Annotated in this window: 14 protein-coding genes; all 14 read right to left on the reverse strand. The window is 70.1% G+C overall.

The window, feature by feature from the left end; all coding sequences use genetic code 11:
* Positions 1-14 precede the first annotated feature (14 nt).
* Positions 15-1,028: a polyprenyl synthetase family protein gene (locus P3T39_RS15375; protein WP_280698130.1), complete on the reverse strand. Its 1,014-nt coding sequence runs from the start codon at positions 1,026-1,028 to the stop codon at positions 15-17.
* Positions 1,029-1,198: 170 nt separating this feature from the next.
* Positions 1,199-2,830: an NADH-quinone oxidoreductase subunit NuoN gene (gene nuoN / locus P3T39_RS15380; RefSeq protein WP_280698131.1), complete on the reverse strand. Its 1,632-nt coding sequence runs from the start codon at positions 2,828-2,830 to the stop codon at positions 1,199-1,201.
* Entirely contained in the window at positions 2,827-4,443 is a 1,617-nt protein-coding gene (locus tag P3T39_RS15385) for an NADH-quinone oxidoreductase subunit M (protein ID WP_280698132.1), read from the reverse strand. The genes nuoN and P3T39_RS15385 overlap by 4 nt, the downstream gene beginning before the upstream one ends.
* 163 nt (positions 4,444-4,606) lie before the next feature.
* Positions 4,607-6,523, reverse strand: coding sequence for an NADH-quinone oxidoreductase subunit L (gene nuoL, locus P3T39_RS15390; protein WP_280698133.1), 1,917 nt, complete (start codon positions 6,521-6,523; stop codon positions 4,607-4,609).
* A 14-nt stretch (positions 6,524-6,537) separates the two neighbouring features.
* Positions 6,538-6,837 carry an NADH-quinone oxidoreductase subunit NuoK gene (gene nuoK / locus P3T39_RS15395; protein ID WP_280698134.1) on the reverse strand — a complete coding sequence of 100 codons (300 nt, stop codon included), beginning with the start codon at positions 6,835-6,837 and terminating at the stop codon, positions 6,538-6,540.
* Positions 6,834-7,712, reverse strand: a complete 879-nt coding sequence (locus tag P3T39_RS15400) for an NADH-quinone oxidoreductase subunit J (protein WP_280698135.1) — start codon at positions 7,710-7,712, stop codon at positions 6,834-6,836. The genes nuoK and P3T39_RS15400 overlap by 4 nt, the downstream gene beginning before the upstream one ends.
* On the reverse strand, positions 7,709-8,311 hold the full coding sequence (nuoI, locus tag P3T39_RS15405; RefSeq protein ID WP_280698136.1) for an NADH-quinone oxidoreductase subunit NuoI: 603 nt from the start codon (positions 8,309-8,311) through the stop codon (positions 7,709-7,711). Before nuoI ends, P3T39_RS15400 begins: the two co-directional genes overlap by 4 nt.
* A gap of 6 nt (positions 8,312-8,317) precedes the next feature.
* Positions 8,318-9,667, reverse strand: coding sequence for an NADH-quinone oxidoreductase subunit NuoH (gene nuoH, locus P3T39_RS15410; RefSeq protein ID WP_280698137.1), 1,350 nt, complete (start codon positions 9,665-9,667; stop codon positions 8,318-8,320).
* Positions 9,661-12,195, reverse strand: a complete 2,535-nt coding sequence (locus tag P3T39_RS15415; RefSeq protein WP_280698138.1) for an NADH-quinone oxidoreductase subunit G — start codon at positions 12,193-12,195, stop codon at positions 9,661-9,663. Before P3T39_RS15415 ends, nuoH begins: the two co-directional genes overlap by 7 nt.
* Positions 12,192-13,550 (reverse strand): NADH-quinone oxidoreductase subunit NuoF, encoded by a 1,359-nt coding sequence (nuoF, locus tag P3T39_RS15420; RefSeq protein ID WP_280698139.1) that lies wholly within the window; start codon positions 13,548-13,550, stop codon positions 12,192-12,194. Before nuoF ends, P3T39_RS15415 begins: the two co-directional genes overlap by 4 nt.
* On the reverse strand, positions 13,550-14,308 hold the full coding sequence (nuoE, locus tag P3T39_RS15425; RefSeq protein WP_280698140.1) for an NADH-quinone oxidoreductase subunit NuoE: 759 nt from the start codon (positions 14,306-14,308) through the stop codon (positions 13,550-13,552). The genes nuoF and nuoE overlap by 1 nt, the downstream gene beginning before the upstream one ends.
* Complete coding sequence (locus tag P3T39_RS15430) at positions 14,305-15,651, reverse strand: NADH-quinone oxidoreductase subunit D (RefSeq protein ID WP_280698141.1); 1,347 nt, start codon at positions 15,649-15,651, stop codon at positions 14,305-14,307. The genes nuoE and P3T39_RS15430 overlap by 4 nt, the downstream gene beginning before the upstream one ends.
* Positions 15,651-16,394 carry an NADH-quinone oxidoreductase subunit C gene (locus P3T39_RS15435; RefSeq protein ID WP_280698142.1) on the reverse strand — a complete coding sequence of 248 codons (744 nt, stop codon included), beginning with the start codon at positions 16,392-16,394 and terminating at the stop codon, positions 15,651-15,653. The genes P3T39_RS15430 and P3T39_RS15435 overlap by 1 nt, the downstream gene beginning before the upstream one ends.
* Complete coding sequence (locus P3T39_RS15440; RefSeq protein WP_280698143.1) at positions 16,391-16,945, reverse strand: NADH-quinone oxidoreductase subunit B family protein; 555 nt, start codon at positions 16,943-16,945, stop codon at positions 16,391-16,393. Before P3T39_RS15440 ends, P3T39_RS15435 begins: the two co-directional genes overlap by 4 nt.
* Between the last annotated feature and the right edge of the window lie 45 nt (positions 16,946-16,990).

The raw sequence follows: 16,990 nt of genomic DNA on the forward strand, positions 1-16,990 counted from the left end.
GGGGGCCCGGGGGGTTACATGGTGCGGATGGCTACTGCGTCGCAGAGGCCCTGGAGGGCATCCTTGGCGGGGCAGTCGGGGAGGGGGGCCAGCAGGGCTCGGGCCTCTTCCGCGTAGCGGAGGGTCTCGCGGCGGGCGCGCTCCAGCGCGGGGTGCCGACGGAGCAGCCGCAGTGCCTCGCCGTGCAGCTCGTCGTCCTCGGAGAGGTCGAGCTGGAGCAGCTCCCGCAGCCGGGCGTCCAGCGGGTCGGACTCGTCCACCGGCATCTGCTGGAGCAGCAGGATCGGCAGGGTGGGCACACCCTCCCGCAGATCGGTGCCGGGGGTCTTGCCGGACTCGTGGCTGTCGCTGGCGATGTCGAGGACGTCGTCCGCGAGCTGGAAGGCGGTGCCCATCCGCTCGCCGTACTGGGTGAGGATCTCGACGATCCACTCCTCGGCGCCTGCCATCAGTGCGCCGAAGCGGCCGGAGACGGCGATCAGCGAGCCGGTCTTGCCCGCGATGACGTCGAGGTAGTGCTGGAGCGGGTCGTCGCCCGGGCGGGGGCCCGCGGTCTCCAGGATCTGGCCGGTGACGAGTCGTTCGAAGGCGTCGGCCTGGATCCGGACGGCCTCGGGGCCGAGTTCGGAGAGCACCTGGGAGGCGCGGGAGAAGAGGAAGTCGCCGGTGAGGATGGCGACGGAGTTGTCCCAGCGGGAGTTGGCGCTGGGGGCGCCCCGGCGAACGGGGGCCTCGTCCATCACGTCGTCGTGGTACAGGGTGGCGAGGTGGGTGAGCTCCACGACCACGGCGGAGGGCACGACTCCGGGCGCGTACGGGTCGCCGAACTGCGCGGCCAGCATGACCAGCAGGGGGCGGAAGCGCTTGCCGCCGGCCTGGATCAGGTGGCTGGCGGTAACCGTGATGAACGGTACGTCGCTCTTGACCGTCTCGGTCAGCGCCCGTTCCACGGCGTCCATACCGGCCTGGACGTCGCGGGTCAGATCGCGGTCCTGCACGGTCAGCCCGAAGGGCCCGACGACGGTCACGAAGACCACTCCTGTCCCTGGTCGATCTAGCGGCCTGGTCCCTGAGTGCCGCCGCTGGCCTACAAGGAGGGTATCCGGTCGCGAGTGGATCACTGCACGGGCGTGCGGGTCCGGGGCCCACTGCGGTCTGCGGCGGGCCCCGGACGGGTGGTGCGTCAGGCGGTATGGCACTAGCGGGCGAAGAACGACGCCTTGCTCGCGAGGTCCAGGAAGTACTGCGGTGCGAGGCCGAGGACGAGGGTGACCAGCACGCCGAGGCCGATCGCGGTGGCGGTCAGCGGGCTGGGCACGGCCACGGCCGGGCCGCCGGTCTTCGGGTCGGAGAAGAACATCAGCACGATGACCCGGATGTAGAAGAACGCCGCGATGGCGGAGCTCAGCACACCCACGATCACCAGCGGGGTCGCCCCGCCCGCCGCCGCGGCCTGGAAGACCGCGAACTTCCCGGTGAATCCGCTGGTAAGCGGGATGCCGGCGAAGGAGAGCAGGAAGAGCGCGAAGACCGCCGCCACCAGCGGCGAGCGCCGTCCGAGCCCGGCCCAGCTGGACAGGTGGGTGGCCTCGCCCTTGGAGTCGCGCACCAGTGTCACCACCGCGAAGGCGCCGAGGGTGACGAAGGAGTACGCGAGCAGGTAGAAGAGCACCGCGCCCAGGCCCTGCCGGTTGGTGGCGATCACACCGGTGAGGATGAACCCGGCGTGTGCGATCGAGGAGTACGCCAGCAGCCGCTTCACGTCCTGCTGGGTGACGGCCAGGATGGCACCGACCACCATGGTGAGGATCGCCACACCCCACATGACGGGCCGCCAGTCCCACTTGAGGCCGGGGAAGGCCACGTAGAACAGGCGCAGGAACGCTCCGAAGGCCGCCGTCTTGGTGGCAGCGGCCATGAAGCCGGTGACCGGCGTCGGCGCGCCCTGGTAGACGTCCGGGGTCCAGGAGTGGAACGGCACCGCGCCGACCTTGAACAGCAGGCCGACCGAGATCATCGCCAGGCCGATCAGCAGCAGTGCGTCGTTCTGGGTGGTGACGGCCAGCGCCGGGGTCATGGGGGCGACCCCTGACACCACGTCGGCGATGTCGCTGAGCCGGACGCTGCCCGCGTAGCCGTACAGCAGCGCGGTGCCGAAGAGGAAGAACGCCGAGGCGAAGGCACCGAGCAGGAAGTACTTGACCGCTGCCTCCTGGGAGAGCAGCCGGCGGCGCCGGGCCAGCGCGCAGAGCAGGTAGAGCGGGAGGGAGAGGACCTCCAGCGCCACGAACATCGTCAGCAGGTCGTTCGCCGCCGGGAAGAGCAGCATGCCGCCGACCGCGAACAGGGTGAGCGGGAAGACCTCGGTGGTGGTGAGCCCGGCCTTGGTCGCCTGCCGCTCCTGCTCGCCGCCGGGGACGGACGCGCCCTGGGCCGCGAAGGCGTCCACGCCATGGCCGTTGAGCTGAGGCTCCAGACGGCGCTCGGCGTAGGTCAGGACGGCCACCACGGCGGAGAGCAGGATGACGCCCTGGAGGAAGAGCGCCGGACCGTCGATGGCCACCGCCCCCATGGCGAGCAGCCCCGACTTGGTGGTGGCGTGCCCCTGGGCGGCGAGCACCACCACGGCGGCGAAGGAGCCGGCGAGTCCGAGCAGCGAGATCGTCACCTGGGTGCCGTAGCGCAGGCGCCGGGGCAGGAAGGCCTCGACCAGGATGCCCACGAGCGCGGCGCCGAAGACCAGCAGCATCGGGGAGAGCTGGCCGTATTCGATGTGCGGGGCCGGGATGCTGGGACTGTTGCCGCCAGCGGCGGCAAGCCAGTGGCTCACTTGTGCTCACCTCCGGTGGTGGCGGCGACCGGGTGGGCCGGTGCCGGGTCGGTCTGGTGGACCTGGGAGAGCGTGGCGTCCACCGCCGGGTTGACGAGATCGGTGAGCGGCTTGGGGTAGACGCCGAGGAACAGCGTCAGTGCCACCAGCGGCGCGACCACCAGCAGTTCGCGCACCTTGAGGTCGGCCATGCCCTCGATCCCGGCCTTGACCGGTCCTGTCATGGTGCGCTGGTAGAGCAGCAGCGCGTACAGCGCGGCGAGCACGATGCCGAAGGTGGCGGCGATGCCGATCACCGGGTACTTGGAGAAGGTGCCGACCAGGACCAGGAACTCGCTGACGAACGGCGCCATCCCCGGCAGCGAGAGTGTCGCCAGTCCGCCGATCAGGAAGGTCCCGGCCAGCACCGGCGCGACCTTCTGCACCCCGCCGAAGTCCGAGATCAGCCGCGAGCCCCGACGGGAGATCAGGAAGCCCGCGACCAGCATCCAGGCGGCGGTGGAGATGCCGTGGTTGACCATGTAGAGGGTGGCACCGGTCTGTCCCTGGCTGGTGAAGGCGAAGATGCCCATGATGATGAAGCCGAAGTGCGAGATCGAGGCGTAGGCCACCAGCCGCTTGATGTCCTTCTGGCCGATCGCCAGCAGCGCGCCGTAGACGATCCCGATCAACGAGAGCACCAGGATGTACGGACCGAAGGTGCGCGAGGCGCCCGGGAAGAGGCCCAGGCAGAACCGCAGCATCGCGAAGGTGCCGACCTTGTCGACGACTGCCGTGATCAGTACGGCGGTTCCGGCGGTGGCCTCGCCCATCGCGTTCGGCAGCCAGGTGTGCAGCGGCCAGAGCGGGGCCTTGACGGCGAAGGCGAAGAAGAAGCCCAGGAAGAGCACCTTCTCGGCGGTCGGGTCGATGACCAGCTTGCCGTCGGCGATGGCGCCGGTGAGGGTCGGCAGGTCGAAGGTGGCCTGGCCCTGGTTCTGCGCGATCACGTAAAGGCCGATCACCGCGGCCAGCATGACCAGGCCGCCGAGCAGGTTGTAGAGCAGGAACTTGACTGCGGCGTACGAGCGTTGGGCACCGGAGTCCGGGCCGCCCGCGCGGTCGCCGAAGCCGCCGATCAGGAAGTACATCGGGATCAGCATGGCTTCGAAGAAGACGTAGAAGACGAAGATGTCGGTCGCCAGGAAGGAGACCAGCACCATCGCCTCGACGGCCAGGACCAGGGCGAAGAAGCCCTGGGTGCGCCGGACGTTCTCGAAGGTGCCGTCGGGGTTCCTGATCGGGTCCGCGTCGTGCCAGGAGGCCAGCATCACGATCGGCACCAGCACGGCGGTGAGCAGTGCGAGCACGGCCGAGATGCCGTCCACGCCGAGCGAGAAGTTGATCCCGAAGGAGCGGATCCAGCTGTGGGACTCGGTGAGTTGGTAGCGCGCACCGCCCGGCTCGAAGCCGGCGGCAACGGCGGCCGTCAGCGCCAGGGTGGCCGCCGAGACGGCCAGCGCGATGCCCTTGGTGGTACGGCGGCGGCCCTGAGAGGACCCGGCCGGAAGCGCGGCGGTGAGCACCGCACCGGCGGCCGGAACGGCACAGGTCGCGGTCAGCAGGTAGCTCATGGCCTGCCCTCCCGAGGTGTGCAGCCCCGCCCCGGGCCGAAGGGCGCGCCGGTGTCGAAAGGAAGGAGCGAGGAAGCGACCGGCGAAGGAGGGAGCGCGGGAGCGACGAGTGTCGGCGCCGGATTGGAGCGCCCGGAGGAGGCGAGTGGGCGAGTCACAGTCATCAGACCGACCTCATCAGGAGAGTGGTGGCGGCCAGCAGCAGCGCGCCGCCGAACATCGAGAGCGCGTACGAGCGCGCGAACCCGGTCTGGATCCGGCGCAGCCGTCCGGAGATGCCGCCGATGGTGGCGGCCAGGCCGTTGACGAAGCCGTCGAGACCCTTGCTGTCCAGGTAGACCAGCGAGGCGGTGAGCCCGGAGCCGGGGCGGACCAGGACGGCGTGGTTGAAGTCGTCCTGGAGCAGGTCGCGGCGGGCCGCCCGGGTGAGCGGCGAGCCGACCGGCGGGGTGACCGGGACGGGCGAGCGCCCGTACATCAGGTACGCGAGGCCGACGCCCGCCAGCATGCACACGGTGGTGAGCAGGGTGACGGTGAGCGGCTGGAGCGGCGAGTTGCCCTCGGCGTGGCCGGTGACGGGCTCCAGCCACTTGAGGAAGGAGCTGTTGAGGGTGAAGAGCCCGCCGGCGAAGACGGAGCCGATGGCGAGGACGATCATCGGCACGGTCATGGTGGACGGGGACTCGTGGGGGTGCGGCTCCTCGCCGGTCTCCGGGTCGGGCTGCCAGCGCTTCTCGCCGAAGAAGGTCAGGAGCATCACCCGGGTCATGTAGAACGCGGTGACGGCCGCACCGGTCAGGGCGCAGAGGCCGAGGATCCAGCCCTCGGTGCCGCCCCTGGCGAAGGCCGCCTCGATGATCTTGTCCTTGGAGAAGAAGCCGGACAGGCCGGGGAATCCGATGATCGCCAGGTAGCCGAGGCCGAAGGTCACGAAGGTGACCGGCATGTACTTGCGCAGGGCCCCGTAGTGACGCATGTTCACCTCGTCGTCCATGCCGTGCATGACCGAACCGGCGCCGAGGAAGAGCCCGGCCTTGAAGAAGCCGTGCGTCACCAGGTGCATGATCGCGAAGGCGTATCCGATCGGGCCGAGGCCCGCCGCCAGCACCATGTAGCCGATCTGCGACATGGTGGAGCCGGCCAGCGCCTTCTTGATGTCGTCCTTGGCGCAACCGACGATCGCACCGAAGAGCAGCGTGACCGCGCCGACCGCCACCACGGCGGTCTGGGCGTCGGGGGCGAGGTTGAAGATGGCTCCCGACCTGGTGATCAGGTAGACCCCGGCGGTCACCATGGTGGCCGCGTGGATCAGGGCCGAGACCGGGGTCGGGCCCTCCATCGCGTCCCCGAGCCAGGACTGCAGCGGCACCTGGGCCGACTTGCCGCAGGCCGCCAGCAGCAGCAGCAGGCCGATCGCCGTCAGCTTGCCCTCGCCCGCCTGCTGGGCTCCCCCGGCCGTGCCTTCCGAGCCGAGGATGGGACCGAAGGCGAAACTGCCGAACTCGGTGAACATCAGCATGATCGCGATGGACAGGCCCATGTCGCCGACCCGGTTGACGATGAACGCCTTCTTGGCGGCCGTCGCGGCGCTCGGCTTGTGCTGCCAGAAACCGATCAGCAGGTACGAGGCGAGGCCCACGCCCTCCCAGCCGACGTACAGCAGCAGGTAGTTGTCGGCCAGTACCAGCAGCAGCATGGCGGCCAGGAAGAGGTTGAGGTAACCGAAGAAGCGGCGGCGGCGCTCGTCGTGGGCCATGTAGCCCACCGAGTAGAGGTGGATCAGCGTGCCGACACCGGTGATCAACAGGACGAAGACGATGGACAGTTGGTCGAGCTGGAAGGAGACGTCGGCCTGGAAGCCGTTCACCGGGATCCAGCTGAACAGGCGCTGGTGGAGCGCGCGTTCCTCCCCCGAGCGGCCCAGCATGTCCAGGAACAGTGCCAGTCCGAAGGCGAAGGAGAGCGCGGCTGCCAGCGTGCCGAGCCAGGGCCCGGAACGGTCGAGCCTTCGCCCGCCGAGCAGCAGCAGGGCAGCACCGGCGAGCGGAGCCGCGACCAGCAGCGGGATAAGAGAGTTCACCTGTGGCCCTCCGCCTACAGCTTCATCAGGTTGCTGTCGTCGACCGAAGCGGAGTGCCTGGTCCGGAAGATGCTCACGATGATCGCGAGGCCGACCACGACCTCGGCCGCCGCGACCACCATGGTGAAGAAGGCGATGATCTGGCCGTCCAGGTTGCCGTGCATCCGGGAGAAGGTGACCAGGGCCAGATTCGACGCGTTGAGCATCAGCTCCACACACATGAACAGCACGATCGCGTTCCGCCTGATCAGCACACCGGACGCACCGATGGTGAACAACAGGGCGGCGAGATAGAGGTAGTTGACGGGATTCACGCCTCGTCCTCCTCCTGCTTCGGTGCTGCCTGCCGGGGTGCAGCCTTCTTCGGTACGGTCTCCAGCGCCTTGCGCGGACCGGTCACCGGCGGCCGCGCGGAGGGCGGGCGGCCCAGCCAGTCGGCGGTGGTGGACTCCAGCTCGGCCATCCGCCGGATCATCTGGGGGCTGACGTCGCGGATCTGGCCGCGCTCGCGCAGGGTGGCCATCACGGAGTCCTCGGCGACGGTGCCGTCCGGCAGCAGGCCGGGGACGTCCACCGCGTTGTGCCGGGCGTACACGCCGGGGGCGGGCAGCGGCGGCAGCTGGATGTTGTCCTTGACCCGCTGGGCGGCCAGTTCGCGCTGGGTCCTCGGGGTCTTCACATGCTCGCGGTGGGTCAGCACCATGGCGCCGATCGCGGCGGTGATCAGCAGGGCGCCGGTGAGCTCGAAGGCCCAGACGTACTTGGTGAAGATCAGCCGCGCCAGCCCCTGCGCATTGCCCTCGGCGTTGGCCTCGGCCAGTCCGGTGAAGTGGCTCAGCCTGGCGTTGGCGATGCCCGCGATCAGCAGGACGCCGAAGCCGAGGCCGCAGAACACGGCGGCGATCCGCTGGCCCTTCAACTGCTCCTTGAGCGAGTCCGCCGTGGTGACACCGACCAGCATCACCACGAAGAGGAAGAGCATCATGATCGCGCCGGTGTAGACGACGATCTGCACCACGCCGAGGAACACCGCGCCCTGCGCCAGGTAGCAGACCGCTAGGGCCAGCATGGTCGCCGCCAGGCAGAGCGCGCTGTGCACGGCCTTGCGCATCAGCAGCATGCCGAGCGCGCCGCCGACCGCGATCACGGCCAGGATCCAGAACTGGACGGCCTCTCCGCTGGAGGTCATGACTGCGCCTCCTTGTCCCTGGCCGTGCGCTCCTGCTGTTCGGTGCCGGGCGCGGCGGCGGTGATCTCGCCCCGGTAGTAGGCACCCTCGTCGGCGCCGGGGTAGATCGCGTGCGGGGTGTCGACCATGCCCTCGGTCAGCCCCACCAGCAGCTGCTCCTTGGTGAAGATCAGATCGGCGCGAGAACTGTCCGCCAGCTCGTACTCGTTGGTCATGGTGAGCGCCCGGGTGGGGCACGCCTCGATGCACAGCCCGCAGAGGATGCAGCGGGCGTAGTTGATCTGGTACACCGCGCCGTAGCGCTCACCGGGCGAGTAGCGCTCCTCGTCCCGGTTGTCCGCGCCCTCGACGTAGATCGCGTCGGCCGGGCAGGCCCAGGCGCAGAGTTCGCAGCCGACGCACTTCTCCAGGCCGTCCGGGTGCCGGTTCAGCTGGTGGCGGCCGTGGAAGCGCGGCGCGGTGGGCTTCTTCTGCTCCGGGTACTGCTCGGTCAGCCGCTTCTTGAACATGGCCTTGAAGGTCACGCCGAAGCCTGCGGCCGGGCCGAGGATCGACGGCCTGGCCGTTGAATCAGACCCAGTGGTCTTCTCGTCCGACATCCCGGTTCAGCTCCCTTCGGAATGGTCGGGCCCGTTGAGGGCGTCCTGGAGTTTCGGGGCCCGGCTGCGCCGGCGCGGTACGGCCGGCAGCTCCTGACCGGGCAGCGGCGGGACGGGGTAGCCGCCGGCCATCGGGTCGAACTCCCCCGCAGGCTCGGACTCTTCGGGCTCCGGCGTGCGCCGGAGGACGTCCCGGAGCAGCACCAGCAGCAGGATCGCCGCGATCGGCGCACCGACGTAGAGCACCACCTGGCCGAAGCCGTAGCCCTCGTTGCGCAGCGCCCGGACGCTGGCCACCATCACCAGCCAGACCAGCGAGACCGGGAGCAGCACCTTCCAGCCGAGCTTCATGAACTGGTCGTAGCGGAGCCTGGGCAGGGTGCCGCGCAGCCAGATGAAGAAGAAGAGCAGCAGCTGGATCTTGATGACGATCCACAGCATCGGCCACCAGCCGTGGTTGGCCCCGGCCCAGAAGGTGGAGACCGGCCACGGAGCCCGCCAGCCGCCCAGGAAGAGCGTGGAGGCGACGGCGGAGACGGTGACCATGTTGACGTACTCCGCCAGCATGAACATCGCGAACTTCAGCGAGGAGTACTCGGTGTTGAAGCCGCCGACCAGCTCGCCCTCGGCCTCCGGGAGGTCGAAGGGCGCCCGGTTGGTCTCGCCCACCATCGCGATGATGTAGACGATGAACGAGACCGGCAGCAGCACCGCGAACCAGGTCGGCTGCTGCGAGGCGACGATCTCCGAGGTGGACATCGAGCCCGAGTAGATGAACACCGCCGCGAAGGACAGGCCCATCGCGATCTCGTAGCTGACCATCTGCGCGGCCGAACGCAGGCCGCCGAGCAGCGGGTAGGTCGAGCCCGAGGACCAGCCCGCCAGCACGATCCCGTAGATGCCGACCGAGGCCACCGCCAGGATGTAGAGCAGGGCGATCGGCAGGTCCGTCAGCTGGAGCGGGGTACGGGTCCCGAAGATCGACACCTGGTTGTCGGCCGGGCCGAAGGGGATCACCGCGAAGGCCATGAAGGCCGGGATCGCGCTGACGATCGGGGCCAGGACGTAGACCACCTTGTCGGCGCCGGTGACGACCAGGTCCTCCTTCAGCGCCAGCTTGATGCCGTCGGCCAGCGACTGGAGCATGCCCCACGGGCCGTGCCGGTTCGGGCCGATCCGCAGCTGCATCCAGGCGACGACCTTGCGCTCCCAGACGATCGCGATCAGCACGGTGAGCACCAGGAAGGCGAAGCAGAACACCGCCTTCAGCAGCACCAGCCACCACGGGTCGTGGCCGAAGAAACCGAGGGTCTCGTAGGCGGAAACGAGGCGCTGCCTCTCTCCGAGATTCAGCATGACTCCTCCGCGAGGACTGCCGGGTCGGCCGGGACGGTCAGCTCCGCCGAATCGGCTGCGGCGATGGTGACCAGGTGGCCGACCGTGGTGCCGAGCGAGCGATGGACGCCGCCCGGAGTGGAGTTGAGCGGCAGCCAGACCGTCCGCTCGGGCATGCCCTCGGTGACCGCCAGCGGCAGGACCAGCGAACCGGCCGGGCCGGTGACCCGTACGGCCCTGCGGGCGCCGATCTCCTCGGCGGTGGCCGCCGAGATCCGGACCACGGCCGGGTGCCGGGTGCCGGCCAGGTGCTCGTCGCCCTGCTGGAGGGTGCCGTTGTCCAGCAGCAGCCGGTGCCCGGCGAGGACCGCCTGCCCGGTGGCCGGGCGGGGCAGCGGGGCCGGGTGCGCGGCGGGAGCGGCCGGACGGTCGCCCGTCCACGGCGCGAAGCGGTCCAGCTCCAGCCGGGCCGCGTGGACGTCCGGCAGACCCAGCGGGCGGCCGAGCGCATCCGCGAGCATGTTCAGTACCCGTACGTCCGAGTACTGCTGACGCCGCATCAGCTGGTCGGGCTTGAGCGCGGCCTCGAACATCCGCACCCGGCCCTCCCAGTCCAGGAAGGTTCCGGCCTTCTCGGCCACGGCGGCGACCGGCAGCACCACATCGGCCCGCTCGGTGACGGCGGACGGACGCAGCTCCAGCGAGACCACGAACGGCACCCGGGCCAGCGCCTCCTCGGCGAGCGCCGGGTCGGCCAGGTCGTCCAGGCCGACACCGCCGACCACCAGCGCGTCCAGATCGCCGCGTGCGGCGGCGGCCAGGATCTGGTCGGTGTCCCGGCCGAGCCGGGCCGGGAGTTCGGCCAGGCCCCAGACGGCGGCGGCCTCGGCGCGGGCGGCCGCTACGGACACCGGTCGGCCGCCGGGCAGCAGCCCGGGCAGCGCACCCGCCTCGACCGCACCCCGCTCCCCCGCCCGGCGCGGCACCCAGACCAGCTGGGCACCGGTCGCCTTGGCGAGCCGCAGCGCGGCGGTCAGCCCGCCGGGGACGGCGGCCAGCCGCTCGCCGGCCATGATCACCGCGCCGGGGCTGCGCAGCGCGTCGGCGGCGCGGCCCGCATCGTCCGCGAGTACCGCGTCCCCGGCCAGCGCGGCCAGCCACTCGGCCTCGGTGCCCGGCGCGGCGGGCAGCAGCGCACCGCGCAGCTTGCCCAGGCCCCGGGAGGCGTGCGAGGCGATGGAGAAGACCTGAAGTCCCTTGGCCCGATTGGCCTTCCGCAGCCGAAGGAAGACGATCGGGGACTCCTCCTCGGCCTCGAAACCGACCAGCAGCACGGCGGGCGCGGCCTCAAGTGCGGTGTACGAGACACCCGTTCCGTCCAGGTCGACACCACGGCCGGCGACCGCTGCCGCCAGGAAGTCCGACTCCTCACCGCTGTGCGGGCGGGAGCGGAAGTCCACGTCGTTGGTACCGAGCACCACGCGGGCGAACTTGGCGTAGCCGTAAGCGTCTTCGACCGTCACCCGGCCACCGGCCAGGACCGCGATATCGGCGGCTCCGCCACGGGTCGCGGAGGCGCCGCGCAGGCCCTCGGCGGCCCGGGCGAGCGCCTCCGGCCAACTGGCGGGCACGAGTTCACCGTCCGCGTCGCGCACCAGCGGAGTGCCGAGCCGGTCGCGCAGCTGTGCGTAGCGGAAGGCGAAGCGGCCCTTGTCGCAGTTCCACTCCTGGTTCACCTCGGGGTCGTCGGCCGCCAGGCGGCGCAGCACCTTGCCCCTGCGGTGGTCGGTGCGCTGCGCGCAGCCGGCGGAGCAGTGCTCGCAGACGCTCGGCGAGGAGACCAGGTCGAACGGCCGGGAGCGGAAACGATAAGCCGCCGAGGTCAGCGCACCGACCGGGCAGATCTGGATGGTGTTGCCGGAGAAGTACGACTCGAACTCGTCCCCCTCCCCCGTACCGACCTGCTCCAGCGCACCGCGCTCCAGCAGCTCGATGAACGGGTCACCGGCGATCTGCTGCGAGAAGCGGGTGCAGCGGGCGCACAGCACGCAGCGCTCCCGGTCCAGCAGCACCTGGCTGCTGAGCGGGATCGGCTTCGCGTAGGTGCGCTTCATGCCCTCGAAGCGGGACTCCGCCTGGCCGTTGGACATCGCCTGGTTCTGCAGCGGGCACTCGCCGCCCTTGTCGCAGACCGGGCAGTCCAGCGGGTGGTTGATCAGCAGCAGCTCCATCACGCCGCGCTGCGCCTTCTCGGCGACCGGCGAGCTGACCTGCGTCCGCACCACCATGCCCTCGGCGACCGGGATGGTGCACGAGGCGACCGGCTTGCGCTGGCCCTCGACCTCCACGATGCACTGACGGCAGGCACCGGCCGGCTCCAGCAGCGGGTGGTCGCAGAAGCGCGGGATCTGGGTACCGATCTGCTCGGCGGCGCGGATCACCAGCGTCCCCTTGGGGACCTGGACTTCGACGCCGTCGATGGTGAGCGTGACGAGGTCGGGGGCTGTCCCCGTGGCGGAGCCGCTGGTCGTCCCGGCTGTGACGGTCACGCGTGCACCTCCCTCTCGGTGGCGGACGGGTGGGCGTTGGGCCGGTCGGCCCAGACGGTGGCGGCCGCCGGGTCGAAGGGGCAGCGCCGCTCGGCGAGGTGCTGCTCGTACTCGGCGCGGAAGTACTGGAGCGAGGAGACGATCGGACTGGCCGCGCCGTCGCCGAGGGCGCAGAAGGACTTGCCGTTGATGTTGTCGGCGATGTCCAGCAGCTTCTCCAGGTCGCCGTCGACGCCCTGCCCGGCCTCGATCCGCCTGAGCAACTGGACCAGCCAGTAGGTGCCTTCGCGGCACGGTGTGCACTTGCCGCAGGACTCGTGCGCGTAGAACTCCGTCCAGCGGGTGACCGCGCGGACCACGCAGGTGGTCTCGTCGAAGATCTGCAGCGCCTTGGTGCCGAGCATCGAGCCCGCTGCGCCGACGCCCTCGTAGTCGAGCGGGACGTCCAGGTGCTCGTCGGTGAACATCGGGGTCGAAGAGCCGCCCGGCGTCCAGAACTTGAGCCGGTGCCCGGCCCGGATGCCGCCGCTGACGTCCAGCAGCTGGCGCAGGGTGACGCCCAGCGGCGCCTCGTACTGCCCCGGGTTGGTGACGTGGCCGGAGAGCGAGTACAGGGTGAAGCCGGGGGACTTCTCGGTGCCCAGCGCCTTGAACCACTCCTTGCCGCGCGCCAGGATCGGCGGCACGGAGGCGATCGACTCCACGTTGTTGACCACCGTCGGGCAGGCGTAGAGACCGGCGATCGCCGGGAACGGCGGCCGCAGTCGCGGCTGGCCGCGCAGGCCCTCCAGCGAGTCGAGCAGCGCCGTCTCCTCGCCGCAGATGTACGCCCCGGCGCCCGCGTGGACGGTGATGTCCAGGTCGATGCCCGAGCCGAGGATGTTCTTGCCGAGGTACCCGGCCTGGTATGCCTCCGCGACGGCCGCGTGCAGGCGGCGCAGCACGGGGACGACCTCGCCCCGCAGATAGATGAAGGCGTGGTCGCAGCGGATCGCGTACGAGGCGATGATCATGCCTTCGATCAGCGAGTGCGGGTTGGCGAAGAGCAGCGGGATGTCCTTGCAGGTTCCCGGCTCGGACTCGTCGGCGTTGACCACCAGGTAGTGCGGTTTGCCGTCGTTCTGCGGGATGAACTGCCACTTCATCCCGGTCGGGAAGCCCGCGCCGCCGCGTCCGCGCAGTCCGGACTCCTTGACCAGGGCGATCACGTCGTCCGGCGGCATGGCGAGCGCGGTCTGCAGGCCCTTGTAGCCGTCGTGGCGGCGGTAGGTGGCGAGAGTCCAGGGGCGGTTGTCGTCCCAGGAGGCGGAGAGTACCGGCGAGAGCAGCTTCTCGGCCGGCTCGGCGGAGGTCATCACTCTTCCGTCCCTTCATGCCGGGGGGAGACCACCTTGGTGCCTGACGTACCCGGCAGCGTCTCGCCCTTGGCGAGCCGGAGCCCGGCCAGCGAGGGGGCACCGCCCGCGCCCGAGGCGTCCACCGCGCCCGGCCGCTCGTCGGGAAAACCGGCCAGGATTCGCGCGGTCTCCTTGAAGCTGCACAGCCGCGCGCCCCGGGTGGGCTCCACCTCGCGGCCCTGGCGCAGCTGGTCCACCAACTGCCGTGCGCTCTCGGGAGTCTGGTTGTCGAAGAACTCCCAGTTGACCATCACCACGGGCGCGTAGTCGCAGGCCGCGTTGCACTCGATGTGCTCGATGGAGATCTCGCCGTCCTCGGTGGTCTCGTTGTTCTCGATCCCGAGGTGCTCCTTGAGCTCGGCGAAGATCTGGTCGCCGCCGAGCACCGCGCAGAGCGTGTTGGTGCACACCCCCACGTGGTACGTCCCCGCGGGCCTGCGCCGGTACATGGTGTAGAAGGTGGCGACGGCGGTGACCTCGGCGGTGGTGAGCTCCAACTGCTCGGCGCAGAACCGGATTCCGGTCGGGCTGACATAGCCCTCCTCGGCCTGCACCAGGTGCAGCAGCGGCAGCAGGGCGGAGCGCGCGACGGGGTAGCGGCCGATCAGCTCGCGCGCGTCCGCCGCCAGCCTGTCGTGCACCTCCGGCGGGTACGGCCTGGCCGGCAGCGCCGGCAGGCCCAGGTCCACGCCTTTGTCCTGAGAAATGGGGCTCACCGGTCCACGCCTCCCATCACCGGGTCGATCCCGGCCACCGCGACGATGACGTCGGCGACCTGGCCGCCCTCGCACATCGCCGCCATCGACTGCAGATTGGTGAACGAGGGGTCGCGGAAGTGGACGCGGTAGGGCCGCGTCCCGCCGTCGCTGACCACGTGCACCCCGAGCTCGCCCTTGGGCGACTCGACCGCCGCGTACGCCTGCCCGACCGGGACCCGGAACCCCTCGGTCACCAGCTTGAAGTGGTGGATCAGGGCCTCCATCGAGGTGCCCATGATCTTCCGGATGTGGTCGAGCGAGTTGCCAATCCCGTCCGGGCCGACGGCCAGTTGGGCGGGCCAGGCGATCTTCCTGTCGGCGACCATGACCGGCCCGGGCTTGAGCCGGTCCAGGCACTGCTCGACGATCCGCAGCGACTGCTTCATCTCCTCGAGACGGATCAGGAACCGCCCGAAGGAGTCGGCGCTCTCGGCGATCGCCACCTCGAAGTCGTAGTTCTCGTACCCGCAGTAGGGGTCGGACTTGCGCAGGTCGTGCGGCAGGCCGGTGGCGCGCAGGATCGGTCCGGTGGCGCCGAGGGCGAGGCACCCCGGCAGGTCGAGGAAGCCGACGTCCACCAGGCGGGCCTTGAACACCGGGTTGCCGGTGGCGAGTTTGTCGTACTCGTGCATCCGCGAGCGCAGCAGCCTGACCGCCTCGCGGATCTGGTCGACGGCGCCGGGCGGCAGGTCCTGGGCCACTCCCCCGGGGCGGACGTACGCGTGGTTCATCCGCAGTCCGGTGACCAACTCGAAGATGTCGAGCACGACTTCGCGGTCCCGGAAGCCGTAGATCATCAGGGTGGTCGAGCCGATCTCCATACCGCCGGTGGCCAGGCACACCATGTGCGAGGAGATCCGGTTGAGCTCCATCATCAACACCCGGATGACATTGGCCCGTTCGGGGATGTCACCGGTGATGCCGAGCAGCTTCTCGACGGCCAGGCAGTACGCGGTCTCGTTGAAGAGCGGGGTCAGGTAGTCCATCCGGGTCACAAAGGTGGTGCCCTGGACCCAGTTGCGGAACTCCATGTTCTTCTCGATGCCGGTGTGCAGGTAGCCGATTCCGCAGCGGGCCTCCTTCACCGTCTCGCCGTCGATCTCCAGGATCAGCCGCAACACCCCGTGGGTGGAAGGGTGTTGTGGACCCATGTTGACGATGATGCGCTCGTCGTCGGCGCGGGCGACGGCCTCGACCACCTCGCCCCAGTCGCCGCCGGTGACGGTGAAGACCCGGCCCTCGGTGGTCTCTCGCTCGCCCGCCCGCCGGTACTCGGTCGCGTTCTCGAATTCAGTGGGCATCAGCTGTACGACCTCCGCTGGTCGGGCGCCGGGATCTGGGCGCCCTTGTACTCGACGGGGATGCCGCCGAGCGGGTAGTCCTTGCGCTGCGGGTGGCCCAGCCAGTCGTCCGGCATCATGATCCGGGTCAGCGCCGGGTGCCCCTCGAAGACCAGGCCGAAGAAGTCGTACACCTCGCGCTCGTGCCAGTCGTTGGTCGGGTAGACGCTGACCACGGACGGGATGCGCGGGTCGGCGTCCGGCGCGTCGACCTCCAGCCGCAGCAGCCGGCCGTGGGTGATCGAGCGCAGCTGGTACACCGCGTGCAGCTCGCGGCCGGCGTCGTGCGGGTAGTGCACTCCGCTGACGCCGAGGCAGAGTTCGTAGCGCAGCGCCGGATCGTCGCGCAGCGTCCGGACGGCCGCCAGCAGGTGCTCGCGGGCGATGTGGAAGGTCAGTTCGCCCCGGTCGACGACGGTCTTCTCGATCACGTCCGACACATCGAGCCCCTGCTCCTCCAGGGCGCCCTCGAACTCGTCGGCCACCTCGTCGAAGCCGTGCCCGTACGGGCGGCTGCTCGGGCCGGGCAGGACGATCGGGGCCGTCAGGCCGCCGAACCCCGAGGTGTCGCCGGAGTCCGCTGCGCCGAACATGCCCCGGCGCCTGCCGATCACCTCGACCGGGAGCTCGGTACGGGTGGCGGGAACGGCTCCCTCGGGAACGGCACCCCCGGGGGCGGCGCTCCCGTTCGGCTGGTCGCTCATCGCAGCAGCCCCCCCATCTCACTGGTCGGGGTGGCGTGCAGGGCGAGTTCCTCGGCCAGCTCCTGGGCGCGGCGCTTGTTCACGCCGAGCTTCTCGTGCTGGATCTTCTCGTGCAGCTTGAGGATCGCGTCCAACAGCATCTCCGGGCGGGGCGGACAGCCCGGCAGGTAGATGTCCACGGGGACGATGTGGTCCACGCCCTGGACGATCGCGTAGTTGTTGAACATCCCCCCCGAGGAGGCGCAGACGCCCATCGAGATGACCCACTTCGGGTTGGCCATCTGGTCGTACACCTGGCGCAGCACCGGGGCCATCTTCTGGCTCACCCTGCCTGCCACGATCATGAGGTCGGCCTGCCGGGGCGAGCCCCGGAAGACCTCCATGCCGAACCTGGCCAGGTCGTAGCGGCCCGCCCCGGTGGTCATCATCTCGATCGCGCAGCAGGCCAGCCCGAAGGTGGCCGGGAAGAGCGAGGCCTTGCGCACCCACCCCGCCGCCGTCTCCACGGTGGTGAGCAGAAAGCCGCTCGGCAGCTTCTCCTCGATACCCATCAGATCCCTCTCAATACCTCAAGTCCGGTGGCTTGTCCGCCCGTT

It is taken from the genome of Kitasatospora sp. GP82 (genome assembly GCF_029892105.1).
GTDB lineage: Bacteria > Actinomycetota > Actinomycetes > Streptomycetales > Streptomycetaceae > Kitasatospora.